Annotated in this window: 22 protein-coding genes; 16 read left to right on the top strand and 6 right to left on the bottom strand. The window is 69.9% G+C overall.

Annotated features, from left to right (window positions below; genetic code table 11):
- Positions 1 to 27 precede the first annotated feature (27 nt).
- Positions 28 to 789 carry an NAD-dependent epimerase/dehydratase family protein gene (locus CH341_RS02745; RefSeq protein ID WP_111417499.1) on the top strand — a complete coding sequence of 254 codons (762 nt, stop codon included), beginning with the start codon at positions 28 to 30 and terminating at the stop codon, positions 787 to 789.
- On the opposite strand, the gene CH341_RS02750 is transcribed toward CH341_RS02745, so the two are convergent.
- Positions 743 to 1,348: a DNA-3-methyladenine glycosylase gene (locus CH341_RS02750; protein ID WP_111417500.1), complete on the bottom strand. Its 606-nt coding sequence runs from the start codon at positions 1,346 to 1,348 to the stop codon at positions 743 to 745. The genes CH341_RS02745 and CH341_RS02750 overlap by 47 nt on opposite strands.
- 336 nt (positions 1,349 to 1,684) lie before the next feature.
- Here CH341_RS02750 and ilvD point away from each other — a divergent pair, with 336 nt between their 5' ends.
- Complete coding sequence (gene ilvD / locus CH341_RS02755) at positions 1,685 to 3,409, top strand: dihydroxy-acid dehydratase (protein ID WP_111417501.1); 1,725 nt, start codon at positions 1,685 to 1,687, stop codon at positions 3,407 to 3,409.
- Positions 3,396 to 4,286 carry a tetratricopeptide repeat protein gene (locus tag CH341_RS02760; RefSeq protein WP_111417502.1) on the top strand — a complete coding sequence of 297 codons (891 nt, stop codon included), beginning with the start codon at positions 3,396 to 3,398 and terminating at the stop codon, positions 4,284 to 4,286. Before ilvD ends, CH341_RS02760 begins: the two co-directional genes overlap by 14 nt.
- Positions 4,287 to 4,308: 22 nt before the next feature.
- Here the strand turns inward: CH341_RS02760 and CH341_RS34020 are convergent, their stop codons facing one another.
- The 3 genes from CH341_RS34020 to xth all read right to left on the bottom strand — a co-directional run bounded on the left by CH341_RS34020 (position 4,309) and on the right by xth (position 5,848).
- Positions 4,309 to 4,719, bottom strand: coding sequence for a type II toxin-antitoxin system VapC family toxin (locus tag CH341_RS34020; protein WP_170149440.1), 411 nt, complete (start codon positions 4,717 to 4,719; stop codon positions 4,309 to 4,311).
- Positions 4,716 to 4,967: a FitA-like ribbon-helix-helix domain-containing protein gene (locus tag CH341_RS34025; RefSeq protein ID WP_170149441.1), complete on the bottom strand. Its 252-nt coding sequence runs from the start codon at positions 4,965 to 4,967 to the stop codon at positions 4,716 to 4,718. The genes CH341_RS34020 and CH341_RS34025 overlap by 4 nt, the downstream gene beginning before the upstream one ends.
- Positions 4,968 to 5,053: 86 nt before the next feature.
- Positions 5,054 to 5,848: an exodeoxyribonuclease III gene (gene xth, locus CH341_RS02770; protein WP_111417504.1), complete on the bottom strand. Its 795-nt coding sequence runs from the start codon at positions 5,846 to 5,848 to the stop codon at positions 5,054 to 5,056.
- A gap of 297 nt (positions 5,849 to 6,145) precedes the next feature.
- Between xth and CH341_RS02775 the strand changes: the two genes are divergently transcribed.
- The 4 genes from CH341_RS02775 to CH341_RS02790 all read left to right on the top strand — a co-directional run bounded on the left by CH341_RS02775 (position 6,146) and on the right by CH341_RS02790 (position 13,047).
- Complete coding sequence (locus CH341_RS02775) at positions 6,146 to 7,297, top strand: efflux RND transporter periplasmic adaptor subunit (RefSeq protein ID WP_111417505.1); 1,152 nt, start codon at positions 6,146 to 6,148, stop codon at positions 7,295 to 7,297.
- A gap of 72 nt (positions 7,298 to 7,369) precedes the next feature.
- Entirely contained in the window at positions 7,370 to 10,561 is a 3,192-nt protein-coding gene (locus CH341_RS02780; protein ID WP_111417506.1) for an efflux RND transporter permease subunit, read from the top strand.
- A 106-nt stretch (positions 10,562 to 10,667) separates the two neighbouring features.
- Entirely contained in the window at positions 10,668 to 11,633 is a 966-nt protein-coding gene (locus CH341_RS02785; protein ID WP_111417507.1) for a Bug family tripartite tricarboxylate transporter substrate binding protein, read from the top strand.
- A gap of 187 nt (positions 11,634 to 11,820) precedes the next feature.
- Complete coding sequence (locus tag CH341_RS02790) at positions 11,821 to 13,047, top strand: sensor domain-containing diguanylate cyclase (protein WP_111417508.1); 1,227 nt, start codon at positions 11,821 to 11,823, stop codon at positions 13,045 to 13,047.
- Positions 13,048 to 13,077: 30 nt separating this feature from the next.
- Here CH341_RS02790 and CH341_RS02795 read toward each other — a convergent pair whose 3' ends face one another.
- A complete protein-coding gene (locus tag CH341_RS02795; protein WP_111417509.1) occupies positions 13,078 to 14,088 on the bottom strand; it encodes a Bug family tripartite tricarboxylate transporter substrate binding protein in 1,011 nt (336 codons plus the stop codon).
- A gap of 240 nt (positions 14,089 to 14,328) precedes the next feature.
- The gene (gene erpA, locus CH341_RS02800; protein ID WP_111417510.1) at positions 14,329 to 14,655 is read right to left on the bottom strand and encodes an iron-sulfur cluster insertion protein ErpA; all 327 of its coding nucleotides are present in this window, start codon (positions 14,653 to 14,655) and stop codon (positions 14,329 to 14,331) included.
- 80 nt (positions 14,656 to 14,735) lie between these two features.
- Here erpA and CH341_RS02805 point away from each other — a divergent pair, with 80 nt between their 5' ends.
- The 9 genes from CH341_RS02805 to tatC all read left to right on the top strand — a co-directional run bounded on the left by CH341_RS02805 (position 14,736) and on the right by tatC (position 25,281).
- Positions 14,736 to 15,941 carry a deoxyguanosinetriphosphate triphosphohydrolase gene (locus CH341_RS02805; RefSeq protein WP_111417511.1) on the top strand — a complete coding sequence of 402 codons (1,206 nt, stop codon included), beginning with the start codon at positions 14,736 to 14,738 and terminating at the stop codon, positions 15,939 to 15,941.
- Between the two features lie 39 nt (positions 15,942 to 15,980).
- Positions 15,981 to 17,777 carry an arginine--tRNA ligase gene (gene argS / locus CH341_RS02810; protein WP_111417512.1) on the top strand — a complete coding sequence of 599 codons (1,797 nt, stop codon included), beginning with the start codon at positions 15,981 to 15,983 and terminating at the stop codon, positions 17,775 to 17,777.
- A gap of 168 nt (positions 17,778 to 17,945) precedes the next feature.
- Complete coding sequence (locus CH341_RS02815; RefSeq protein WP_111417513.1) at positions 17,946 to 19,664, top strand: SPOR domain-containing protein; 1,719 nt, start codon at positions 17,946 to 17,948, stop codon at positions 19,662 to 19,664.
- A gap of 157 nt (positions 19,665 to 19,821) precedes the next feature.
- Entirely contained in the window at positions 19,822 to 20,844 is a 1,023-nt protein-coding gene (nagZ, locus tag CH341_RS02820) for a beta-N-acetylhexosaminidase (protein ID WP_111417514.1), read from the top strand.
- A gap of 287 nt (positions 20,845 to 21,131) precedes the next feature.
- The gene (locus CH341_RS02825; protein ID WP_111417526.1) at positions 21,132 to 21,947 is read left to right on the top strand and encodes a segregation and condensation protein A; all 816 of its coding nucleotides are present in this window, start codon (positions 21,132 to 21,134) and stop codon (positions 21,945 to 21,947) included.
- A gap of 64 nt (positions 21,948 to 22,011) precedes the next feature.
- Positions 22,012 to 23,268 carry an SMC-Scp complex subunit ScpB gene (scpB, locus tag CH341_RS36285; protein ID WP_210208162.1) on the top strand — a complete coding sequence of 419 codons (1,257 nt, stop codon included), beginning with the start codon at positions 22,012 to 22,014 and terminating at the stop codon, positions 23,266 to 23,268.
- Positions 23,269 to 23,448: 180 nt separating this feature from the next.
- Positions 23,449 to 23,703 (top strand): twin-arginine translocase TatA/TatE family subunit, encoded by a 255-nt coding sequence (locus tag CH341_RS02840; protein WP_111417515.1) that lies wholly within the window; start codon positions 23,449 to 23,451, stop codon positions 23,701 to 23,703.
- Positions 23,704 to 23,890: 187 nt separating this feature from the next.
- Positions 23,891 to 24,466: a Sec-independent protein translocase protein TatB gene (tatB, locus tag CH341_RS02845; RefSeq protein ID WP_111417528.1), complete on the top strand. Its 576-nt coding sequence runs from the start codon at positions 23,891 to 23,893 to the stop codon at positions 24,464 to 24,466.
- Positions 24,463 to 25,281 (top strand): twin-arginine translocase subunit TatC, encoded by an 819-nt coding sequence (gene tatC, locus CH341_RS02850; protein ID WP_111417516.1) that lies wholly within the window; start codon positions 24,463 to 24,465, stop codon positions 25,279 to 25,281. Before tatB ends, tatC begins: the two co-directional genes overlap by 4 nt.
- Positions 25,282 to 25,409: the final 128 nt, after the last annotated feature.

Here is a 25,409-nt window from a genome sequence, read left to right on the forward strand (position 1 = left end):
GGAGCTGGGACGACGCCAGGAGGGGCCATGCGCATCTTCGTCGCCGGCGCGACCGGGGTCATCGGTCGCCGCCTCGTTCCCATGCTGGTCCGCGACGGCCACGAGGTCACCGGCACGACCCGGCTGCCCGACAAGGCGGTCGCGCTGCAGCGGGCCGGCGCCCGGCCGGCCGTCGTCGACGTGTTCGACGGCCCGGCGCTCGCGGCCGCGGTGGCGCAGGCGCATCCGGACGTGGTCATCCACCAGCTCACCGATCTGCCCGACCTCCTCGACGCCGAAGGGCTGAACGAGGCGCTCGCCCGCAACGCCCGCATCCGGGTGGAGGGCACCTGCAATCTGGTGGCCGCCGTGCAGGCCGCGAAGGTGCCCCGCCTGATCGCCCAGAGCATCGCCTTCGCCTATGCCGACGGTCCGCGGCCGTTCACCGAGGCGTCGCCGCTCGCCGCCCGTGAAGGGGGCCCGCAAGCCGTGACGGCCCGCGGGGTCCACGCCCTCGAGGAGCTGGTGACCCAGATGCCGGGCTTCGACGGCCTCGTGCTGCGCTACGGCCGGCTCTACGGCCCCGGGACCTGGGCCGAGACGCCTCCCGCCGGTGCACCCCTGCATGTCGATGCCGCCGCCGAGGCGGCCCGGCTGGCGATCTCGCGCGGGGCGCCGGGCCTCTACAACATCGCCGAGGAGGATGGCGAGGTGGCGATCGACAAGGCGCGCGCCGAACTCGGCTTCGATCCGGCCTTCCGCCTCACCGAGCTCGCGGCGGAGGCCCGGCCGGCCGGAACGGCCGGCTGAGGAAGGGCGAGCCCTTCAGCCCGTAGCGCCACGGCTTGTCGGCCGCCTTGGTGATGCCGATTCGCGGGCCGGCGACGATCTCGGGCTCTTCTGCGCGGGGCAGCAGCGCGAAGGGCGGTGCGTCGAGCGGGGCACCGTCGAGCGCCCGGGTGATGCCGAGCGCCTGGCACAGGCGGCCGGGGCCGGAGCACAGCAGCCGCTCCTCGGCCAGCCCACGCCGCTCCCGCATGAGCTCGATCCCCACGGTCGGCGCGATGGCGCGGATCAGAACGGCGCTGGCCGAGCCCTCCGGCTCGCAGACCGCGTTCACGCACCAATGGATGCCGTAGGACCGGTAGACATAGGCATGTCCGGGCGGGCCGAACATCACGGCGTTGCGCTCGGTGCGGCCGACATAGCTGTGCGCCGCCGGATCCGTGTGGTGATAGGCCTCGACCTCGACGACCACGCCGCCGATGCCGTCGACCAGCAGGGTGGCGCCGATCAGCTCGGGCGCCACCCGATGAACGCTGCGGGCGAAAAAGTCGCGGTCCAGGCGGGGCAGGGCCGTGCGCCTCATGGTGAAGGAATCCTCGACGGGATCGCTCGCATCGTCACGAGCGGTTTGACGGTCTGGCGACCTGCGACGTGCATATTGAGCCGGGACGACGGGGACTTTCGGCAGCTCGGAACGTGATTGCGGCCGGTCGCGCTTAGCGGGCCGTCTGTGCATCCGTGACCACAGCGTGTGTCGTTGCCGCAACAGGGGATCAACATTTCCGTGACCGAGGCGATGTCAACCCTAAACGCCTATTTTCCGCCACACGCCTCCACGATTTCGAATGGGTCCAGATCGCAGTCTTCGGCGCACCGATGCGCAGATCACCGATGGTCTCGACAGGGGACATGACTCGCGATGGACGCCAGGACGGACCTCAAGAGCAGGCTGCCCAGCCGGCACGTGACCGAAGGTCCCGAGCGCGCGCCGCATCGGTCCTACTACTACGCCATGGGCCTCACCAAGCAGCAGATCCACCAGCCCTTCGTCGGGGTGGCGAGCTGCTGGAACGAGGCCGCGCCCTGCAATATCGCGCTGATGCGTCAGGCCCAGGCCGTGAAGAAGGGCGTCGCGGCCGGTGGCGCCACGCCGCGTGAGTTCTGCACCATCACGGTGACGGACGGCATCGCCATGGGCCACGAGGGCATGAAGTCCTCGCTGCCGTCCCGCGAGGTGATCGCCGACTCGGTCGAGCTGACCATCCGGGGCCACGCCTACGACGCGCTGGTCGGGATCGCCGGCTGCGACAAGTCGCTGCCCGGCATGATGATGGCGATGTGCCGCCTGAACGTGCCGTCGATCTTCATCTACGGCGGCTCGATCCTGCCCGGCAGCTTCAAGGGCCAGCCGGTCACCATCCAGGACGTGTTCGAGGCGGTCGGCCGGCACTCGGTCGGAGATCTGTCCGACGGCGACCTCGACGAGCTGGAGCAGGTCGCCTGCCCGTCGGCCGGCGCCTGCGGGGCGCAGTTCACCGCCAACACGATGGCGACCGTCTCGGAGGCGATCGGCCTCGCGCTGCCGTACTCGGCCGGCGCGCCGGCGCCCTACGAGATCCGCGACCGCTTCTGCATGACGGCCGGCGAGCAGATCGTCGAGCTGATCCGCCGCAACATCCGGCCTCGCGATATCGTGACCCGCGAAGCGCTCGAAAACGCCGCAGCGGCTGTTGCGGCCACGGGTGGTTCGACCAATGCTGCGCTTCATCTTCCCGCGATCGCCAGCGAGTGCGGCATCGCCTTCGATCTTTTCGACGTGTCCGACGTGTTCAAGCGTACGCCGTATATTGCAGACCTGAAGCCGGGCGGCCGTTATGTCGCCAAGGACCTGTTCGAGGTCGGCGGCATTCCACTCATCCTCAAGACGCTTCTCGACCACGGCTTCCTGCACGGCGACTGCATGACCGTGACGGGCCGCACCATGGCCCAGAACCTCGCCTCGGTGTCCTGGAACAAGGCGCAGGACGTCGTTCGTCCCGCCAACCGTCCGCTGCTGCCGACCGGCGGCGTGGTCGGCCTCAAGGGCAACCTCGCTCCGGACGGCGCGATCGTGAAGATCGCCGGGATGGAGAGCATCACGTTCACCGGCCCGGCCCGCTGCTTCGACGGCGAGGAGGCCTGCTTCGAGGCGGTGCGCAAGCGCCGCTACAAGGAAGGCGACGTGCTGGTGATCCGCTACGAGGGCCCGCAGGGCGGCCCCGGCATGCGGGAGATGCTGGCGACCACGGCCGCGCTCTACGGCCAGGGCACCGGCGGCAAGGTCGCCCTGATCACGGACGGACGCTTTTCCGGCGCCACCCGCGGCTTCTGCGTCGGCCATGTCGGCCCGGAGGCGGCGGCCGGCGGCCCGATCGGCCTGATCCAGGACGGCGACATCATCGAGATCGACGCCGAGGCCGGCACACTGAACGTGAAGCTCTCCAAGGCGGAGCTCGACGCTCGCCGCGCGGCCTTCAAGCCGAAGCGGACGACGGCGACGTCGGGCTACTTGTGGAAATACGCCCAGCAGGTGGGGCCGGCACGGACCGGCGCGCTCACCCATCCGGGCGCCGTGGCCGAGAAGAAGTGCTATGCGGACGTCTAGTCGCGTTGGATTGCTGGTCGCTGCGGGCTTGGCCATCGGGCTGGGCACCGCAGTCGCGTTCGACGGGTCGCGGGGCCCGGCCGAGATCTCACCGGCCGTGAGCGTCGATCTCTTCCCGCGCGGTGCCGCCATGATGGCGCCCGGCCGGCTGCAGTCGCCGCCGGAGATGCGCAACCTCACGCCCGTGGAGGCGTTCCGCTCGGGCGCCCAGGCGCTGCGGGCCGGCGACACCAAGGGCGGCGTCTCGTCGCTCGAATACGCCGCCGCCTCGGGCCATCCGATCGCCCAGTGGAAGCTCGGCCGGATGTATGCCGAGGGCGACGGCGTCAAGCAGGACGACGTGCGTGCCTTCGAGTATTTCCGCGAGGTCGCCGACGCCCATGCCGACGAGAGCCCTGGCACCCCGCGCGCCCGCTTCGTCGCCAATGCCTTCGTGGCGCTCGGCAACTACTATCTCGACGGGATCCCGAACTCGACCGTGAAGTCCGATCCGGACCGGGCGCGCGAGATGTTCACCTACGCGGCCTCGTATTTCGGCGACCCCGACGCCCAGTACAATCTCGGCCGCATGTATCTCGAAGGGCACGGCGGCGTGAAGGACGCCCGCCAGGCCGCGCGCTGGCTGCAGCTCGCCGCCAACAAGGGCCAGTACCAGGCCCAGGCGATGCTCGGCGCCATGCTGTTCAAGGGCGAGGCGGTGCCGCGCCAAGGGGCCCGCGGCCTGATGTGGCTGACGCTCGCCCGCGACGCCGCCACCCCGCAGGAGGCCTGGATCAACGACATGCACGCGGCCGCCTTCAAGACGGCGACCGACCAGGAGCGCGCCGCCGCGCTCGACTACATCGAGCGCTGGCTGCGCGGCGGCCGCCGGGAGTAGGGGCGGGCGAGCCGCCCCGCCCTCACGTCACCGGCGCGAGCAGCGCCGCATAGGGCGTCGCGGCGCATTTGCGCGCGAGGCGCGCGTCCAGGCTTGCCAAGCGACAGCCACGCACCTCGCAGAGCGCCAGATAGAAGCAATCGTAGACCGGGTGGCGCAGGTCCAGGGCGATCGCGAAGGCACGGTCCTTGAGCGTCGCGCACGGGACGATCTCGTTGACCAGCCGTACCGCCTCGTCGAGCCCCCGACGGGCGAGATCGGCGTCGAAACGCTCGAACTGCACCAGCTTCCATGCGGCGCTGGCGATCTCGGCGATGATCAGGTCGGGGGCGATCAGCCGCTCATCGACCCCGAGGACGGATCTTGCAGCCGGGGTGTCACTGGTCTTGAAAGCCCAGCGCACCGCGACACTGGCGTCGACAACCAGTGTCACGGAAGGTCCTCGTCGTCGCGGCCACAGCGGATCGCGGCCGACACGTCGAAGTCGCCGAGGTCGGGCGACTGCGCGAGCAGCCGCCGCGAGATCTCGAGCTTTTCGGCCGGTGTCAGCGGTGCCTCCGGAGCGGCCGCGCTGAGCAACTCGCGAAGCTCCTGCTCCAGCGAACGGCCATTCAGCTCGGCCCTTCGCTCGAGCCGCTCGATCAGCCTGTCGTCGAGATTCCTGACCAGGATTTCGCCCATCTCGCCCTCCGGTTGCGAGGTCGAAAGAGTATATTCGGAAGCGACCCGCTGGGCTACTCGGCGAGGAGCGTGGGGTCCAAAAAACCTCACGCCGCCTCCACGGCCAAGTCGCACCAGACCGGGACATGGTCGGACGGCTTGTCCCAGCCGCGGACATGCTTGTCGATGCCGGCGGCCGAAAGGCGGTCGGCGGCCTGGGGCGACAGCAGCAGGTGATCGATCCGCAGCCCCATGTTCTTCTGCCAGCAGCCCGCCTGATAGTCCCAGAAGGTGTAGAGCCCGGGCGCGTCGGAGCCGGCCCGGATGGCGTCGGTGAAGCCGAGCCCCTTCAGGGCGGCGAACTTTTCGCGGGTCGTGGGCAGGAACAGCGCGTCCTTGCTCCACGCCTCCGGGTTCGGGACGTCCTCGGGCGCCGGCAGCACGTTGTAGTCGCCCGCCATCACGAACGGCTCCTCCAGGGCGAGCCGCTCGCGGGCGTAGGCGGTGAGGCGATCCATCCAGCGCAGCTTGTACGGATACTTCTCGGTGCCGACCGGGTTGCCGTTCGGCAGATACAGGCAGGCGATCCGGACCACGCCGCCCCCCTCGGCCGAGACGACGCCTTCGAGGAAGCGGGCGTGGTCGTCGTCGGGGTCGCCGGGCAGCCCCGGCGTCACCTCGTCGAAGGGGCGCCGCGACAGCAGGGCGACGCCGTTGAAGGTCTTCTGGCCGTGGACCCTCACATTGTAGCCGGCGGCCTCGATCGGCTCGCGCGGGAACGTGTCGTCGACGCACTTGGTCTCCTGCAGGCAGACGATGTCGGGCTTGCGCTCCTGCAGCCAGGACAGCAGGTGATCCAGCCGCTGCTTCACCGAGTTCACGTTCCAGGTCGCGATCCGCATCTGTCCTCTCCGCCGGGCGTGGGACATTGTCCCCCTGGACCGCCCCGGTTCAATTACATTTTCGCAACCATCCGGCCGGTTGGTGCGTGCCCATTTGCGGTATGCTAATTGCTATGTATCAAAACTGCTGACGTCTCCGGCCACTCGTCCGAGGACCCCCATGGCCCCGTCGCTGCCCGAGTCCCCGATGGTTCGACACCTGTTTCGGCAGGCGCACCATGCTGGGTTGCGGTGGTCACACGCTGCGATGCACTCTCCTCCCCTGATGCACGTTCTCCTGAAGACGGACCCCTCATAATGCGACGTCGCGCTCTCTGGGTGGTGGTGGCAGTGCTCGCCCTCGCGGGCAGCGCGTTCGCCGTGCAGTGGTTCGGAACCGGCGACAAGGCGGCGGGTCAGCCCGCCCGCGCCGCGGCGGTGCCGCGTGCCGTTGCAGTCGTGACCGGCACGGCGACCAGAAAGAAGGCGCCCGTGGTGATCGAGGCGCTCGGCTCCGTCACGCCTCTCGCCAGCGTGGCGGTGCGCACCCGCATCGACAGCGAGATCGTGGCCATCCATTTCGAGGACGGCGCCGTGGTGAAGAAGGGCGACCTTCTCGTCACCCTCGACAGCCGCGCCCTCGAAGCCCAGATCCGCCAGGCCGAGGGGCAGCTCGCCCGCGACAAGGCGCAGCTGGAAGGCGCCGAGCGCGACTTCAAGCGCTACACCGAGCTGGTCGCCCGCGCCGCGACGCCGCAGACCAATCTCGACAACGCCAAGACCCAGGCCGACGTCTACCGCGCCGCGATCCTGACCAGCCAGGCCACCATCGACAATCTCAAGGTGCAGCTCGGCTTCACGACCATCCGGGCGCCGATCTCGGGCCGCATGAGCCAGGCGAACGTGAAGCTCGGCAACCAGGTGCGCACCGCCGATGCGACGCCGATCGCCACGATCAACCAGATGGCGCCCGTCTACGTGTCGTTCACGGTGCCGCAGCGCGTGCTGCCGCAGATCCGCGCGGCGATGACCAACGAGGACTCGACGGTCGAGGCGATCGTCCCGGGCGACAAGCGCCGCGCCCGCGGCCAGGTCGCCATGATCGAGAACTCGGTCGACTCCTCCACCGGCATGGCGACCATCCGGGCCGTGATGCCGAACCAGGACGAGGTCCTGTGGCCCGGCACGCTGGTCACGGCGCAGCTCACGCTCAAGGTCGAGGACACCGTCACGGTGCCGTCCTCGGCCGTGCAGGTGAGCCAGCAGGGCAGCTTCGTCTACGTGGTGAAGGACGGCGTCGCCAAGGTGCAGCCCGTCACGGTGCTGCGTACCGTCGGCCTCGAGGCGGTCGTCGAGACCGGCCTGTCCGGCGGCGAGTCGGTTGTGACCGACGGTCATCTGCAGCTCACCGACGGCGTGCGGGTGACGGTCCGGGGCGACCAGGGTCGTCAGGGCAAGACCGGCGCGTGACGTCCGGAGACGTGTTCGACGAAGCGTGACCGCATCCCCGCCGCACAGCGCGCGGCCCGCCCGGAGACCGACGTGAGCATCTCGGAAACCTGCATCCGCCGCCCGGTGCTGACGACGCTGATCACCGCGTCGATGATCGTGTTCGGCATCTTCGCCTATCGGCTGCTCGCCGTGGCGGCGCTGCCGACCGTGGATTATCCGACCATCGCCATCACGGCGACGCTGCCGGGCGCCAGCCCCGAGACGATGGCGGCCTCCGTCGCCTCGCCGATCGAGCGGCAGCTCTCGACCATCTCGGGCATCTCGTCGATGACGTCGATGTCGTCGCTCGGGACGACGCAGATCACCATCCAGTTCGACCTCGCCCGCGACATCGACGGCGCGGCGCTCGACGTGCAGACGGCGCTCTCGGTGGCGCAGCGACGACTGCCGATCGAGATGACGACACCGCCGAGCTTTCGCAAAGTCAATCCGGGCGACTTCCCGATCCTCTATATCAGCCTCGTCTCCTCGACCTTGCCGTTGTCGACCGTCAACGACTACGGCGAGATCACGCTGGCTCAGCAGATCTCGCAGATCCCCGGCGTCGCCCAGGTGATCGTCTACGGCGCGCAGCGTTTCGCCGTGCGGGTGCAGGTCGATCCGATCGCCGCCGCGGCCCGCAACATCTCGCTCGAGGACATCCGCAACGTCGTCGCCAAGACGAACTCCAACACGCCGGTCGGCACCATCTCGGGCGTCGAGCAGAACATCACGCTGACCGCGACCGCGGCGATGAACAAGGCGGCCGAATACCGCAAGGTCGTGGTCGCCTTTCGCAACGGCACGCCGGTCAAGCTCGAGGACGTCGCGCGCGTCGTCGACTCGGTCGAGAACGACCGCATCGCGAGCTATTTCGACAACGAGCGCGCGATTGTGCTGGCGATCCAGCGTCAGCCCTCCGCCAACACCGTGGCCGTCGTCGACGCGGTGCGGGAGCGGCTGCCGAGCTACCGGGCGCAGATCCCGGCGGCGATCCGCATGGAGGTCCTCAACGACCGGTCCACCTCGATCCGCGAGGCCGTGTACGACGTGCAGGAGACGCTGGCGATCGCCATCGGCCTCGTCGTGCTGGTGATCTTCCTGTTCCTGCGCACCATCCCGGCGACCGTCATTCCGGCGCTCGCGGTGCCGATCTCGCTGATCGGCACCTTCGCGGTGATGTACGCGCTCGGCTTCTCGATCAACAACATGACCATGCTGGCCCTGACCCTGTCGGTCGGTTTCGTGGTCGACGACGCGATCGTGATGCTGGAGAACATCGTCCGCCACATCGAGGGCGGCATGCGACCGTTCGAGGCGGCGCTGAAGGGGGCGCGCGAGATCGGCTTCACCATCGTCTCGATCACCTTCTCGCTGATCGCCGTCTTCATCCCGGTGCTGTTGATGGGTGGCCTGGTCGGCCGCGTGTTCCGCGAGTTCGCCGTCACCATCGCGGTGGCGATCCTGATTTCCGGCTTCGTGTCGCTGACGCTGACGCCGATGCTGTGCGCGCGCGTCCTGCGCGCCCATCACGAGGGCGAGAAGCAGAACCTGCTGCTGCGCATCTTCGAGCGCGGCTTCAACGGCATGCTGCGCGCCTACGAGGTCACGCTCGACCTCGTGCTGCGTCACAAGCCGCTGGTGCTGGTGGCGACCGCCGCCACCATGGTCGCCACGGTGTGGCTCTACGTCATCGTGCCGAAGGGCTTCTTCCCGATCGAGGACACCGGCTTCATCTCGGCCACCGTGGAAGGCCCGGCCGACATCTCCTTCAAGGCCATGTCGGAGCGTCAGCGCAAGATCGCCGAGATCGTGCGCAGCGATCCGGCGGTCGCCTATGTGAACTCGACCGTCGGGGTCGGCGGCCCCAACCCGACGCCGAACTACGGACGCATGTTCATCGCGCTCAAGCCCAAGAAGGAGCGCAACGAGAACGCCACCGCCGTGATCCAGCGGCTGCGCCGGGCGACCGGCTCCGTCATCGGCATGGCGACCTATTTCCAGAACGTCCAGAACATCAACATCACGGGCCGCATCTCCAAGAGCGAGTACCAGTACACGCTGCAGTCCAGCGACACCGAGGCGCTCTATCGCGCCGCGCCGCAGCTGCGCGAGAAGATCGCCGAGCTGCCGGGGGTGAGGGACGTCACCACCGACCTCTACATCAGCAATCCGCAGATGACGGTGGAGATCGACCGCGAGCGGGCCGCCTTCTACGGCATCTCGGTCGACCAGGTCCGGCAGGAGCTGTTCAACGCCTTCGGCACCCGCCAGGTCGCCACCATCTACACGCCGTCGAATGACTACCAGGTGATCCTGGAGAGCCTGCCGGAGTTCCAGGCGGATCCCTCCGGGCTCGACCGCATCTTCTTGAAGACCAACGTCTCGGGCGCGGTCGGAAACGTGCTGACCCCGGGCGGCGGCGTCACCGGCAACACGGCAGCCAACGGCCCGTCGATCCCGCTGTCCGCCGTCACCCGCATCGTGCGCACGGTCGGGCCGTTGCAGGTCAACCACCAGGGCCAGCAGCCGGCCGTCACCATCTCGTTCAATCTGGCGCCCGGCTTCTCGCTCGGCCAGGCCGTCGACGCGATCCGCGAGATCGAGCGCGAGTCCGCCCTGCCGGCCTCGATCGCGACCGGCTTCCAGGGCTCCGCCCAGGTGTTCCAGGATTCCTTGCGCGGGCAGGGGGTCCTGGTGCTGGCCGCCGTGTTCGCCGCCTATGTGGTTCTCGGCATCCTGTACGAGAGTTTCATCCACCCGATCACCATCATCTCGGGGCTGCCGTCGGCCGGCGTCGGGGCGCTGCTGATCCTGATGGCGTTCAACATGGAGCTGTCGGTCATCGCGATGATCGGCATCGTGATGCTGGTCGGCATCGTCAAGAAGAACGCCATCATGATGATCGACTTCGCGGTCGAGCGAAGACGGGTCGGCCTGAGCGCCGAGGCGGCGATGCGTGAAGCCTGTCTTTTGCGCTTCCGCCCCATCATGATGACCACCTTCGCGGCGATCTTCGGCGCGCTGCCCATCGCGCTCGGCACCGGAGCGGGCGCCGAGCTGCGCCAGCCGCTCGGCGTCGCCGTGGTCGGCGGCCTGATGTTCTCGCAGCTTCTGACGCTGTTCATCACGCCGGTGATCTACATCTATCTCGACCGGATCGATCGTCGCCTGAAGAAACGGCTCGAGCCGCAGCTCGAGGCGGTGCGGGAGACCGAGCGTCCGCCGGTGGCGGCCGAGTAGCCGGCGCCCGAACAGCAGCCCAGGCGCGCTGCCGTCGAGCGGCGGGCGAGGCTTGGCACGCGAGTTGCCCTTCGGTTGTCCAAAGCACGGACACGAAAGGACGATCATGCGTGCCGCACATCTCGCCACCGCCCTGATCTGGCTCCTCGCCGCGACGCTCGGAGCGCATGCGGACGGCTGGCCGTCGAAGACCGTCCGGGTGATCATCCCGTTCGGCCCCGGCAGCGCCACCGACGTGGTGCCGCGCGTGGTTCTGGAGCAGCTCCAGGCCCAGACCGGGCAGCCCTTCGTGGTGGAAAACCGTGGCGGGGCCGGCGGCACCATCGGCACGGCCCAGGTCGCCAAGGCCGAACCGGACGGGTACACGCTGCTGGCCCATTCCTCGGCCCACACCATCACGCCGGCGCTCTACCCGAATCTCAGCTACGACGTGGTCAAGGACTTCGTCTCGCTCGGCGTCATCGGCAGCGTTCCCAACGTGCTGATCGTCGCGCCGTCGACCGGCTACACGACGGTGCAGGAGTTCGTCGCCGCCGCGAAAGCCAATCCGGGCTCGTTCAACTTCGCCTCGGTCGGCATCGGCTCGGCCGTCCATCTCAGCGCCGAGCGCTTTCGCGCCAGCGCCGGCTACGAGGCCGTGCACATCCCGTTCAAGGGCGGCGCCGAGGCTCTGACCGAGGTGATCGCCGGCCGCGTGACCTATTACTTCTGCCCGATCTCGACCGCGCTGCCGCACATCAAGTCCGGCCGTCTGCGGGCCCTGGCGGTCAGCAGCCCGACCCGCGCGGCCGCGCTGCCGGACGTGCCGACGACGCTCGAGGCCGGCTTTCCGAACTCCGATTACACGGTGTGGATCGGCTTCTTCGCCCCCGCCAAGACCAGCCCGGCCGTCGTCTCCGCCTTCCACGGCGAGCTCCGCAAGGCGCTGGACAACCCCGGCCTCAAAGGCCGTCTGACGGATATCGGCGTCGAGCCGATGCCGGTCACACCGGCCCAGTTCGAGGCCCAGGTGAAGCAGGAGGTCGGCACCTACGCGGCCTTCGCCAAGTCGATCGGCATGAAGGTGAACTGACCTGCGTGGGGCGTCGGCCGGCGGGCTGGATCGCTCCGGCCTGCCGACCCGGCGGTCCCGGCGCTGGAGGGTCGGGTGGTGCTATAATCCCGGCGGAGTAATGCTTCTTTAATGCTTGTCCGCGAGGTTGAGTCCACGCGCGATCTTCGCCTCGGTGCGCTCCCGCCGTTCCGGTCAGAGGACTCCGATGCTCGCCGATACGCCTGCGACCCCGGTCGAGATGCGAGTCGTTGAATACGCCGACTGGGTGCGTCGGCTGCGGCGTGGCGGGCAGGTCACCGCGCTCTCCGGGAACGCCGCCGAGCCGCTCGCCGGTCTGGCCCGCGAGCTCGACCTTCTGGCCGATCAGATCAGTCGCCGCGAGAAGGAGTTCGAGCGTCTGTTCGACGTCGTCCACATGGTCGATCAGGGCGTGGTGCTCGACGACGTGCTGAACCGGATCTTCGACTGGTTCGTCGACCTCATTCCCTACGATCGCATCGGCTGCGCCTTCGTCACGCCGGACGGCGGTCATCTGGCGGCCCACTGGGCGCGCTCCGTGCTCGGCCCGGTGCAGATCTCGGCCGGCTATTCGCAGCCGCTGGCGGGCAGCAGCCTGGAAAGCGTCCTGACGCGCGGCGAGCCGCGGATTCTCAACGATCTCGAGCAGTATCTGGCCGAGCATCCGGAGTCGGACTCGACACGGCGGATCGTGCGGGAAGGCGGGCGCTCCAGCTTCACCTGCCCGCTGATCGTGGGGGCCCGACCGGTCGGTGTGCTGTTCTTCACCAGCCGCGACAAGAACACCTATCGCGAGATCCACCAGGCGATCTTCCGCCAGATCGCCGCACAGGTCTCGATCCTGATCGAGAAGAGTCGCCTCTATCAGGACATCGTCGATCACAACCGCCAGCTCCAGGAAGAGCGCGGGAGGCTCGCCGAGGCGGCGATCCGGGATCCGCTCACCGGGGCGCTCAACCGCGGCGCCATCATGTGTGCGCTCGACGAGGCGCTGCTGACCGGGCAGCGGAGCCGTGAGCCGGTCGGCATCGTCATGGCGGATCTCGACCACTTCAAGCAGATCAACGACGACTGTGGCCACGCCGCCGGGGACGATGCGCTGAAGGAGTTCATCCGCCGGATCGGCTCGGTCATGCGCGAGGGCGACCTGATCGGACGTTACGGCGGCGAGGAGTTCCTGCTGGTGCTGCCGCATCTCGGGCCCGATGCCATCCGGTCGGCCGCGGAACGCCTGCGCGGCGCCGTTGTCGCGCTGCCGTTCGACCTCCATGGAACAGTGCGGACCGTCACGGCGAGCTTCGGCGCCGTCGTCGCGGAGTACACCGACGGATCGGCCGCCGACCTGGTCGCGACTGCCGACCGGGCCCTCTACGTCGCCAAGAACACCGGACGCAACAAGGTCGTCATCGGCTGAGCCGGCGACGAGATCGAGGCCCGCGGCCGCTCAACGCGGCAGGACATCGATCCGCATTGCGCCGGCGTCGCGCAGGAGGTGCGTCCACTTCGCGACCTCCTCGTTGATGAAATGCGCGAAGGCCGCCGGCGTCGAGGGCTGCAGCGCCGTCCCGATATTCGCGAGCGTGGCGAGCAGCTCCGGCTGCTGCAGAATCTCTGCGGTGTCGGAGGCGATCCGGCCGACGATCGGCGACGGTGTGCCGTGCGGCGCGATCAGTCCGAACCAGCCGATCGACTCGAAGCCGGGTACGCCTGATTCCGCCACGGTCGGCACGTCGGAAAACAGCGGGGAGCGCGTCGCGCCGGTCGTCGCGACGGCGACGAGCCATCCCACGTCGACCGAGCCCCGAACGGTCTGAGGCGGCGCGAAGAGCAGGTCGATCCGGCCGGCCAGAAGCTCCTGCATCGCCGCGCCGGTGCCGAGCAGCGGCACGTGGGCGAACTCGACCTGCGCCTCCTTCTGGAACAGCACCGCAGTGAGATGCGACGCCGCGCCGGAGCCCGACGTCCCGTAACGCAGCGGCCGGCCCTCGGCCCGGCGGGCGCGGGCGAAGGTGATCAGGTCGCCGACCGTCCGGGTCGGGACGGCGGGATTGAGCGTGACGACATAGGGCGGCGCCGCCACCAGCACGACAGGGGCGAAGTACTCCGTCACGTCGAACTGGGCGGCGAGGCCGCCGTCCGCTCCGCTGGCTGCGGCCATCAGGGTTCCGGTCGACGCCATCAGGAGCGTTCGGCCGTCGGGCGCGGCCCGCATCACTCTGCGGGCGGCGACGCCGCCGGCGGCACCCGGCATGTTCTCGACCGTGACCGGTACGCCCCAGCGGGCGGCGAGCTCGCGCGCGATCAGGCGCGCCAGAATGTCGGTGCCGCCGCTCGACACGGCGGGCACGATGATCCGGGTGGGCCCGGGCGGGGCTTCGGTCGCGCGCGTCGTCCCGGCCCCGGCGAGCAGCATCGGGCCCAGGAGAGCAGAGCAGAAAATCCGCCGAGAGAGCATCGGCCGAATCCACCTCGTGGCCGCATCCGGTTGCAGGATGCTGCCGCCACGAGTTTACGGACGTCTCACTAGCTTGGGGAGTACCAAGATGGGGTAAATAATTGCCGGCTCCGACACGTCACGGCGTCGCCTCAGCATTGCGGTGTCGGCAGTGCACTGTCGCACCAGATGCGTGCGCCCCCCCCCTGAGTGCAGCCGAGGAGGTCAGCGGCGGCAGCGCCCGGGCGCCCGGGAGAACGGTCAGATCGAGAAGCTCGTGCCGCAGCCGCACGACGCCGAGGCGACCGGGTTGTTGATCTTGAACGCTGCGCCGATCAGGTCGTCGACGAAGTCGATCTGGGCGCCGGACATGTATTGCAGCGACACCGGATCGATCAGCACGGTGGCGCCGTCGCGCTCCAGCACGAGGTCGTCGGCGGCGCGCACCCGGTCGAGATCGAACTTGTATTGGAATCCGGAGCACCCGCCGCCCTCGACGCTGACCCGCAGCATCGCGCCGTCGGCCTCCGCGGCCAGAATTTCGCCGATACGTCGGACGGCGCTGTCCGTGAGGGTGACGTCGGTCATCGCTGGGCTCTTCACGTTGCCTGTGCCGGTGCAAAAAAGGTAAGTGCTGCCCAGGCGCGGGTCAATGCGGCGAGGCCTTCATGGCGGTTCAGGAAGCGTGCGCGCGGGCGCCTTATGCGGCCGACGCCTCGGCGAGCCGGGGGCGGCTCCACCCGGAGCCCCCGAGTCCGGGTCGCAGCGCCTTCCGGCGGGACTGCGACCGGGTGATCCATTCGTCGGCGTTCCGGCGTCTCGCGCACAAGACCCAGGTCTTCGTCTACCACGAGGGGGACCACTTCCGGACGCGGCTGACCCACACGCTCGAGGTCACCCAGGTGGCCCGCTCGATCGCCCGCCAGCTCGGCCTGGACGAGGATCTAGCGGAAGCCTGCGCGCTCGCCCACGATCTCGGCCATCCGCCCTTCGGCCACGCCGGCGAGCGGGCGCTCGACCGCTGCCTCGCCGCCCACGGCGGCTTCGACCACAACGCCCAGACGCTCGCCGTCGTCACCCGGCTGGAGCGGCGCTATCCCGACTTCGACGGACTCAACCTCTCGTGGGAAACGCTCGAGGGGCTGGTGAAGCACAATGGTCCCCTGGTCGGCCGGCGAGGGCAGGGCGAATTGTGCGATGCAGCACAAGCTCTTGCGCCGGTGATTCGCGATTATGATGCGCTGCACAATCTCGATTTGTGGAGCTTTCCCAGTCTCGAAGCCCAGGTCGGGGCGATCGCGGACGATATCGCTTACGATGCCCACGACATCGATGACGGGCTCCGGGCCGGACTGTTCGGCCTCGACGACCTCGCGGAGGTCGAAATTGCTGCGCACATTGTGGGGGACATTGTTGCAGCGCACAAGAATATCGATCAAGCGCGGCTGGCGCACGAGCTGATCCGCCGCCTCATCACACTGATGATCGTCGACGTGGTCGCCGAGACCACGCGCCGGATAAAAGACAACGCACCCGCGACGGTTGCGGACGTGCGGGCCGCCGAATCACCCTTGGTCGGCTTCTCGGCCAGCATGGCGACCGCCGACAAGGCCATCAAGGCGTTCCTGTGGACCCGCATGTACCGGCATCCCCGGGTCATGACGGTCATGGGTGACGCCGAGGGCGTGCTCGCCGACCTGTTCGAGCGTTACGTCGCCGACCCCGACGCCTTGCCACCCGAGTGGCGCCACGAGCATCCCGAGCAGCCGGGCGTCCGGGCGCGCCGCATCGCCGACTTCATCGCCGGCATGACCGACCGCTATGCCCTGATCGAGCACCGCAGGCTCTTTGACTCGACGCCGCAATTGCGTTAGTGCGCGGCCGGCGACGCCGCCCCCCAGGATCGAACCAAAATGCTTGAAAATACGAGCGAAACCAGCCACGTCTTCGCGGCCGTCCTGGCCCGGGTGCAGGCCGCCCTCGAGGCTCTCGTGGCCGATGAATCGTTGCCCGCCGGCATCGACCGCAGCCGCGTGCTGGTCGAGCCGCCGCGCGATGCGAGCCACGGCGACCTCGCCACCAACGCCGCCATGGTGCTGGCCAAGGAGGCCGGCCAGAAGCCGCGCGACCTGGCCGAGGCGATCGCCGAAAAGCTGCGCGCCGACGCGTGGGTTCTGCGGGTCGATATCGCCGGTCCCGGCTTCATCAATCTCACGCTGCGGCCCGCGGTCTGGCGCGAGGCGCTGCAGGCGGCCATCGCGGCGGGATCGGACTATGCCCGGGGTACCGCCGCCGGTTCGCCCGTCAACGTGGAGTACGTCTCGGCCAACCCGACCGGGCCCATGCATGTCGGCCACTGCCGCGGCGCCGTGTTCGGCGACGCGCTGGCGAACCTGCTGGCCTTCGCGGGCCGGCCGGTGACGCGCGAGTACTACATCAACGATGCCGGCGCCCAGGTCGACGTGCTGGCCCGCTCGGCCTTCCTTCGCTACCGCGAGGCGCTCGGCCAGGACATCGGGCCGATCCCCGAAGGGCTCTATCCGGGCGACTATCTGGTGCCGGTCGGCCGCGCCCTCGCCGAGGCCTGCGGCCCGAGCCTCCTCGACAAGGCCGAGGCCGAGTGGCTGCCCGAGGTCAGGCGAATCGCCATCGACATGATGATGGCGATGATCCGGGACGACCTCGCCGCGCTCAACGTGCGCCACGACGAGTTCTTCTCCGAGCGCTCGCTGATCGAAGGCGACGGGGACCAGGTCGGCGCCACCATCGCCACGCTGCGGGCCGAGGGGAAGGTCTACCAGGGCCGGCTGCCGCCACCGAAGGGCGCCCCGCCGGAGGACTGGGAGGACCGCGAGCAGACCCTGTTCCGGTCGACCGGTTTCGGCGACGACATCGACCGGCCGCTGGAGAAGTCGGACGGCTCCTACACGTATTTCGCCTCCGACATCGCCTATCACAAGAACAAGGTCGCCCGCGGCTTCCTCGACCTGATCGACGTGTGGGGCGCCGATCACGGCGGCTACATCAAGCGCATGCAGGCGGCCGTGAAGGCGGTGAGCGACGGCAAGGCGGCGCTCGACGTCAAGATCGTCCAGCTGGTCAAGTTGCTGCGGGCCGGACAGCCTGTCAAAATGTCCAAGCGGGCCGGCGACTTCGTCACGCTTCGTGAAGTGGTGGATGAAGTCGGCAAGGACGCCGTGCGGTTCATGATGCTGTACCGCAAGAACGACGCTGTGCTCGACTTCGACCTCGCCAAGGTGATCGAGCAGTCGCGCGACAACCCGGTCTTCTACGTCCAGTACGGGCATGCCCGCGCACAGTCGGTGTTCCGCAACGCCAAGGCCGTGGTGCCGGAGCTGCCGACGGATGCGGCGGCGCGTGCCGCGCTCCTCGCCGCGGTCCCGCTCGACCGGCTGGACGATCCGGGCGAGATCGCGCTGATGCGCGCCGTCGCCCAGTTCCCGCGGCTGATCGAGGCTGCGGCCGCGGCCCACGAGCCGCACCGCGTCGCCTTCTATCTTTACGAACTGGCGAGCGACTTCCACGCCCAGTACACGCGCGGCGGCAAGGACTCGCCACATTTACGTTTCATTATCCAGGATGATCCACAACTGACGTTGGCCCGTCTTGCGCTGGTTCAGGGTGTGAGCTCGGTGCTCTCCGTGGGGCTTGGTCTGCTCGGGGTCGAAGCGCCTGACGAGATGCGGTGACCCTCGCCAGCGCGTCGGACAAGCGGTGATCCTGCCGCTGTCCGCAGTATTGAGTGGCACCGCGACCGGTGGCTGGCTGGCATGGCGGATGACCGATATCGTCGAACCGACGGGGCAGGTGCGGCGGCGGCACGGGGAGCGGCCCGTCCGGATCCCGCTTCCGATCCGTTGGTCGAGCTCGCGCGCCTGATCGGCCAGAACGATCCGGTCTCCTACGAGCCGAGCAGCCGCGCCCTGCGGGCGCGCGAAGGCGTGACGCGCGACGGGGTGGAGAGCCGGATCGAGCGCTCGGCCGCAATCACGCCGCGTCGCAGCGAGCCCGTCGCGGCTCCGCGTGCGCCCGAGCCGCGCGTGTCCGAGCCGCGTGCGCCCGAGCCGCGCTATTCGGAGCCGGAAGCCGGCTATTCCGATCCTCGTCTCGATCAATCCGGCTACGGGCAGTCCGGCTACGATTCGGCCGCGAGCGATCCCCGCTACGATCCGCGCTACGCCGAACCGCAGGCCGATCCCGATCAGCGCTATGCCGACCAGCGCTACGACGGCTACACGGATCCGCCGCGTCCCTCCGGCGCCGACCAGCGCCGCAACGATCCGCCGGCCTGGCTGTCCGCCGGCCGTGCTCCCGACGTGCCGCCGGAGCCACGGGCGACCAGCGGCGGCTGGCGAACACCGCGGGCGCGCGATGCCGCGCCGCCCCAGGCCGCCCCCGCCCCCGAAGCGGGCTTCGATCTTTACGCCGGCCAACGCAGCCAGCCCGATCCTTACGCGGCCGATCCTTACGCTGCGGACCCTTACGCCTCGGAGCCGTATGCGGTGGACCCGCACGGCGGCCGGCCGTTGGACGTCCGCAACACGGCGACCGAGCCGATGTTCCCGACCGGCACCGAGCCGCTCGCGCTCGGTCGGGGCGAGGGCGAGTACGACCCGCGTTACGCGCCCGCCGCCGACGGCGCCTTCGAGACCGGCGAGTATTACGATCCCGAGCGCGCCCGCGAGCCCTATCCGGCGGCCGGCACGGGTGATCCCTATGCCGCCGCTGCCGGCTCTCGGGAGCGGCCGCGATCGCGCCGCAGCGGCGTCGCCATCGCGGCGGCCATCATGGCGCTCGCCGTGGTCGGCACGGCCGGCGCCTACGGCTACCGTGCCCTCAAGGGCGGCGGCGTGCGCGACACGGCCCCGCCGGTGATCCGGGCCGACACCTCGCCCAAGAAGATCGCCTCGGCGGTCCAGGGCGGCGACAAGCAGATTTACGAGCGCATCGGTGGTGGTCAGAACGAGCGGATGGTCCCGCGCGAGGAGCAGCCGGTCGCGATCCGTGACGCGACGGCCGCCGGCGGCGACGCCACCTCGAACCTGCCGCCGGTCGTGAGCGCGCCCGCCACGGTGCCGTCCGCGACACCAGGCGAGCCGAAGAAGATCCGCACCGTCACCATCCGGCCCGACGGCGAAGGCAACACGAAGCCGCCCGCCGCGACGCCGGTCGCTCCGGCCGCAGCGGCCCGTCCGGCCGCGGCGCGTCCCGCGACCCCGGCGGCGGCCGCCCCGATGGCGATCACGCCGCAGGCCGCGCCTGCGCCGGCTGCCGCCGCGCCGGCCCGGTCCGCCATGGCGACCCCGACGCCGAGCGCCGCCGAGACCGGCAACTACGTCGTCCAGCTCTCCGCCCAGAAGACGCCGGAGGAGGCCCGCGCCTCGTTCCGCGCCATGCAGGCGAAGTATCCGTCGGTCCTGTCGGACCGCCAGGTCCTGGTGAAGAAGAAGGACCTGGGCAGCAAGGGCGTCTATTACGGCAGCCAGGTCGGCCCCTTCGCCAGCCGCCAGGATGCGGTCTCCCTGTGCGAGAGCCTCAAGTCCGCCGGCGGCAACTGCCTCGTCCAGCGCAACTGAGCGCCCGAGACACTGAGCGCTCGAACGGCCCGGCTGCGCGGCTTGCGCGCGCCGGACGGCTCGCGCGCGTCCCCCGGGTGAGCCGGACGGGGGATAAGTGCCTCCCGGCGGTGCGCGTGCTTTGACCTCGGCGCCGCGGACCGGGATAAACGGCGCCATGACGGCTCGTGCGTTCATCACCGGGGTGGCCGGAACTCGCCTGACCGACGCCGAGCGCCAGTTCGTGCGCGGGGCGCGGCCGTGGGGCCTCATCCTGTTCAAGCGGAATGTTTCGGATCCGGCGCAAGTCTCGGCGCTGGTTGACGAGTTTCGGGATGCCGCGGGGGCCGAGGCGGCCGTCCTGGTCGACCAGGAGGGCGGCCGGGTGCAGCGCCTCGGGCCGCCGCACTGGCCGGCCTATCCGGCCGGTGCCTGGTACGGCGCGCAGTTCGCCCGCGATCCGCAGACGGGCTTGGCCGCCGCGCGACTGGGCGCACGGCTGATCGCCGCCGACCTCGCCGCGCTCGGCATCACGGTCGACTGCCTGCCGGTCGCCGACGTGCCGGCGCCCGAGGGCGACTCGGTGATCGGCGACCGCGCCTACGGCGTCACGGCTGCGGCCGTCGCGGCCGTCGCCGGGGCGATCGCCGAGGGGCTCCTGGCCGGCGGCGTGCTGCCGGTGGTCAAGCATCTGCCCGGGCACGGGCGCGCGGCGTGCGACAGCCACAAGGCCCTGCCGGTGGTCCAGGCCGGCCGCGAGACGCTCGATCGCACCGACTTCGAGACGTTCCGGCGGCTGGCCGGCCTGCCGCTCGGGATGACGGCGCATGTGGTGTACACGGCCGTCGATCCGGAGCGCCCGGCGACGCTGTCGCCGACCGTCATCGCCGACGTGATTCGCGGTGCGATCGGCTTCGCGGGCGCCCTGATGAGCGACGACCTCTCGATGGGCGCGCTGTCCGGAACGATCGCCGAGCGGACCCGCGGGGCGCTCGCGGCGGGCTGCGATCTGGCCTTGCATTGCAACGGCATTCTCGTGGAAATGGAAGAGGTTGCCGCTGAGGCTCCGGCGCTGTCCGGAGCGGCCGCGGCGCGCTGCGCGGCGGCGCTCGCCGGCCGCCCGAGACCCGACGCCCGGGACCTCGCCGAGGCGAGGGCGTCGTTTTCCCGTATGATTGCCGCGTCTGCAGCCGCAGGGTGAACACAGGCCCCATGACCGACGACTCCGGCCCCGAGCAATCCGGCACCGAGGTGCCCGACCCCGACGCCTCCGGCTCCGCGCAGCAGGCGGATGCTTCGCCGTCGGCCGTCGAGGAGACGGTCGCGGCCGACGTGAGCGCGGCCGAAGCCGGCGACGAGACGGCAGTGGCCGAAACGGCAGTGGCCGAGACGGCTGCAGCGGCCGAGCCGGCTACAGCGGAGGGCGCGGCGGCTCCGGCCGGCGCGGCGGCGGCCGGCCTCGATCCGTCCGGCCAGTATCCGGCCGAGGTGGTCGATCCCGACCGGGCGGCCGGCGAGCCGGCCCTGATCGTCGACGTCGAAGGCTTCGAAGGTCCGCTCGACCTCCTGCTCGCGCTCGCCCGCCAGCAGAAGGTCGATCTCCACAAGATCTCCATCCTGGCGCTGGCCGAGCAGTATCTGGTCTTCATCGAGGAGGCCCGGCGGCTGCGGCTCGAGCTCGCCGCCGACTATCTCGTGATGGCGGCCTGGCTCGCCTACCTGAAGTCGCGCCTGCTGCTGCCCGAGGGCAGCGAGCCGGAGGGCATCAGCGCCACCGACATGGCGGCCGCCCTGGCGCTGCGCCTGAAGCGCCTCGAGGCGATCCGCGACGCCGCCGCCAAGCTGATGAGCCGGCCGCAGCTCGGCCGCGAGGTGTTCGGCCGGGGCGATCCCGAGCCGATCGAGGAGATCAAGCGTCCCGAGTGGTCGGCGACGCTCTACGACCTCCTCTCCGCCTATGCGACGCAGCGGCAGCGCCAGGCGCTCTCCCACGTGCGCATGCGCAAGCGCAACGTCTGGTCGCTCTCGGATGCCCGCACGGTGCTGCAGCGCCTGCTCGGCGCGTCCGCCGCCGAGGACTGGAGCGTGCTCGACGGCTTCCTGGTCACCTACGCGGTCGAGCCGTCGATGCGGCCGACCGTCTATGCCTCCAGCCTTGCCGCCCTGCTGGAGCTGGTGCGCGAGGGCGTGATGGATGTCCATCAGCCCACCGCATTCGCGCCCATCTATGTGCGCAAGCACATGGCGGTACCCGACGACGACCCGCCGCCGCCGCCGTCCGCGGCGAGCGAGGCCGTCCAATGAGCAGGGGATGTCCGATATGAGCCGCGACGGATGGCGGATTGCGAAACTGGCCGAAGAGGCGACCATGGTCCCCGACAACGAAGCGGGCGAGGGGAACACCCGCGAGCCGATCCCGGCCGCGGACGAGGCGCGTGCCCCGGCCGAGCGGAAGACCACGGCCCGGAAGTCCAGGAAGGGCGGAAAGGTCGATGCGGCCCCTGCGGCGCCGGGGGGCGAGCCCGAGGATTCGGCGGTGGCTGCCGTGACGACGGACCACGTGTCCCCGGAGGCCGAGCCGGTGGACATATCCCGGGTGGACGACGAATTCCGGGCGGACGCCGAGTCGGGTGAGATCGAGTCGGACGAGATCGAGTCCGAGGTCGTCGAACCGGACGAGGTCGACGAGGCCGAGGTCGCGGCCGAGCGTGAGGAGAGCGACGAGGTCGATGTCGCCGCCGTCGGTCTCGCCGCCTCCGAGGAGGACGCGGCGGAGGACGCCGAGACGGCCGACCCCACGACGGCCGAAGTCGCGACGGCCGAAGTCGTGACAGTCGAAAGCGAGTCGGACGAGCCCGCCGCGGCGGTGGTCGAGGCGGACTTCGTGGAGGACGACGAGGGTCCCGAGACCCGGCCCGACGAGCTGCGGCTGATCGAGGCGCTGCTGTTCGCCGCCTCCGAGCCCATCGAGGAGAAGGCGCTGGGCAAGCGCCTGCCGGCCGGCACCGACGTCCATGCCGGTCTCAAGCGGCTGCAGCTCGAATATGCGCCGCGCGGCGTGAACCTCGTGCGCATCGGCACCAAATGGACGTTCCGCACCGCCAACGACCTCGCCTGGCTGCTCACCCACGAGGCCTCCGAGCCCAAGAAGCTGTCGCGGGCCGCGGTCGAGACGCTGGCCATCATCGCCTATCACCAGCCCGTCACCCGGGCCGAGATCGAGGAGATCCGCGGCGTCGCGGTCGCCAAGGGCACCATCGACGTGCTGCTGGAGACCGGCTGGATTCGTCCGCGCGGCCGCCGCAAGGCACCGGGCCGGCCGCTCACCTACGGGACGACCGACCAGTTCCTCTCGCATTTCGGCCTGGAGGCGCTCGGCGACCTGCCGGGGCTCGACGAGCTCAAGGGCGCCGGCCTGTTCGACGGCCAGCTCCCGTCCGGCTTCGGCGTGCCCAACCCGTCCGACGATCCGGCGCTGCGCGACGACGAGGATCCGATCGATGCCGTCGAGCTCGACCTCGGGCTCGCGCCGCGAGTCGAGGACGCGCCGGCCGGGGAAAGTGCCGAGCCGGGCGAGGCCGGCGAGCCCGCGTCGGAGGCTCCGGCCCGCGAAGAGGGCGATTGAGCCGAGCGGCACCGCCCGACGTTCCGTCACGGCGGCGCGCCGGCCGGCAACCATATGTCGGGGCGTGCGCAATCGACGCGTGGGCGGTCCTTGTTTTTGGCGGACCGTCCGCCTAGTTTCTCGACAAAACCGAAGGCGAGCCCCCCGAAACGCGCGGCCCGTCGGTTGGAGGGTATTCCGATGGGTTCCATGAGCATCTGGCATTGGATCATCGTCATCGGCGTGGTCTTGCTGCTGTTCGGCCGCGGCAAGATCTCCGAGATGATGGGCGACGTCGCCCAGGGCATCAAAGCCTTCAAGAAGGGCATGAGCGACGAGGACACCGCCAAGGTGGAGCCCGCCAAGCCGGCCGAGCCGGTGCGGACCATCGACCACCAGGCGCCGCCGGCCGCACAGGCGACCCAGACGCAGCCCGAGAGCCGTAAGGTCGGCTGAACGGCGTCGTCGTCCCGGGCCGATCCCGGCGATCTCGCGGCTCGCCTGCCGAGCCGCTTGAACCCACCGTCGTTCTGCGGCAAACCGCTGGGCGTCGCGCCGGCGCACGGCCGGCCCATTGCGGGGCACGCGTCGACGGATCTCCTCCGCGAGGACGTCCGTCGGGCACGTGACCGTCGGAGCCATGATGTTCGATATCGGGTGGAGTGAGCTCCTGCTCATCGGTGTGGTCGCGCTGATCGCGATCGGGCCGAAGGAGCTGCCGGGCGTTCTGCGCGCCGTCGGGCAGTGGACGACCAAGATTCGCCGCATGGCGGCCGAGTTCCAGGGCCAGTTCCAGGAGGCCCTGCGCGAGGCCGAGATGGCCGACCTCAAGAAGCAGGTCGACGAGCTCAACGACACCGCGCGCAGCTTCACCAATTTCGATCCGCTGGCCGAGACGCCGAAGCCCGCGAGCCCGGCGCCGACGACCACCGAGGCGAGCGCTTCGGAGCCCGTGGCGGCGCTGCCGGGGCCCGAGCCCGTGACGTCTCCTGAGCCCACCCCGTCGGTCGAGCCTCCGGCCGCCGCCGAGCAGGCCCCCGTCGCGGCCGCCAGCCCGGAGCCGGTCGCCGGGGCCGCCGCTGTACCGGCCGAGATGCCGTCGGTGCCTGTGCCCGATCCCAAGCCCCATCCTCTGCCCGAGCCTGCGCCCGCCGCTGTGTCCGAGGCGCCGATACGCAACGCCGGCGAAGCCACGCCGTCTCAGGACCGCCCGGCATGACCCACGAGGACATCGAGGCGACCAAGGCGCCGCTGATGGACCACCTGATCGAGCTGCGCTCGCGGCTGATCAAGTCCCTCGTCGCCTTCGCGATCATGTTCATTCTCTGCTTCGCCTTCGCCAAGCAGATCTACAACGTCCTGGTGTGGCCGTTCGTGTGGATCGCCGGGCCGGAGAACTCCAAGTTCATCTACACGGCGCTGCTGGAGTACTTCGTCACCCAGCTCAAGCTCGCGATGTTCGGCGCCGTGTTCCTGGCGTTTCCGGTGATCGCCAGCCAGATCTACATGTTCGTGGCGCCCGGCCTGTATCGCCACGAGCGGCAGGCCTTCCTGCCTTACCTGGTGGCGACCCCGGTGTTCTTCGTGCTCGGCTCGGCGGTCGTCTATTTCGTCGTGATGCCGATGATCGTGCGCTTCTCGCTCGGCATGCAGCAGCTCGGCGGCCCGGAAACGGCATCGATCGCGCTGCTGCCCAAGGTCGGCGAGTATCTGTCGCTGCTGATGAGCCTGATTCTCGCGTTCGGGGTGGCGTTCCAGCTTCCGGTGATCCTGACGCTGCTCGGCCGGATCGGCATCGTCACGGCCGAGATGCTCAAGTCCAAGCGGCGCTACTTCATCGTCGGCGCCTTCGTGATCGCCGCCGTGCTGACCCCGCCCGACGTGCTCTCGCAGCTCTCCCTGGCGATTCCGCTGATGGTCCTCTACGAGGGCGCCATCATCGCGGTCGGCATCGTCGAGAAGAAGGTGCAAGCCGAGAAGGACGCCAAGGCGGCGGGTGATCCGCCCGATCCGGCCGGGACGCCGACCGGCTGACCCGGGGGCTCGTCGCACGGCCGCGCACCGGCACGGCCGGGCGTCCTCCGCAGCGTCGCGTCCGGGTCGTCGCGACGGTGCTATAAGGGCCCATCGATTCTTTCTGCGACCGATCCCCAGAGCCGAGT

This window comes from Rhodoplanes roseus (assembly GCF_003258865.1).
In the GTDB taxonomy this organism is placed as follows: domain Bacteria; phylum Pseudomonadota; class Alphaproteobacteria; order Rhizobiales; family Xanthobacteraceae; genus Rhodoplanes; species Rhodoplanes roseus.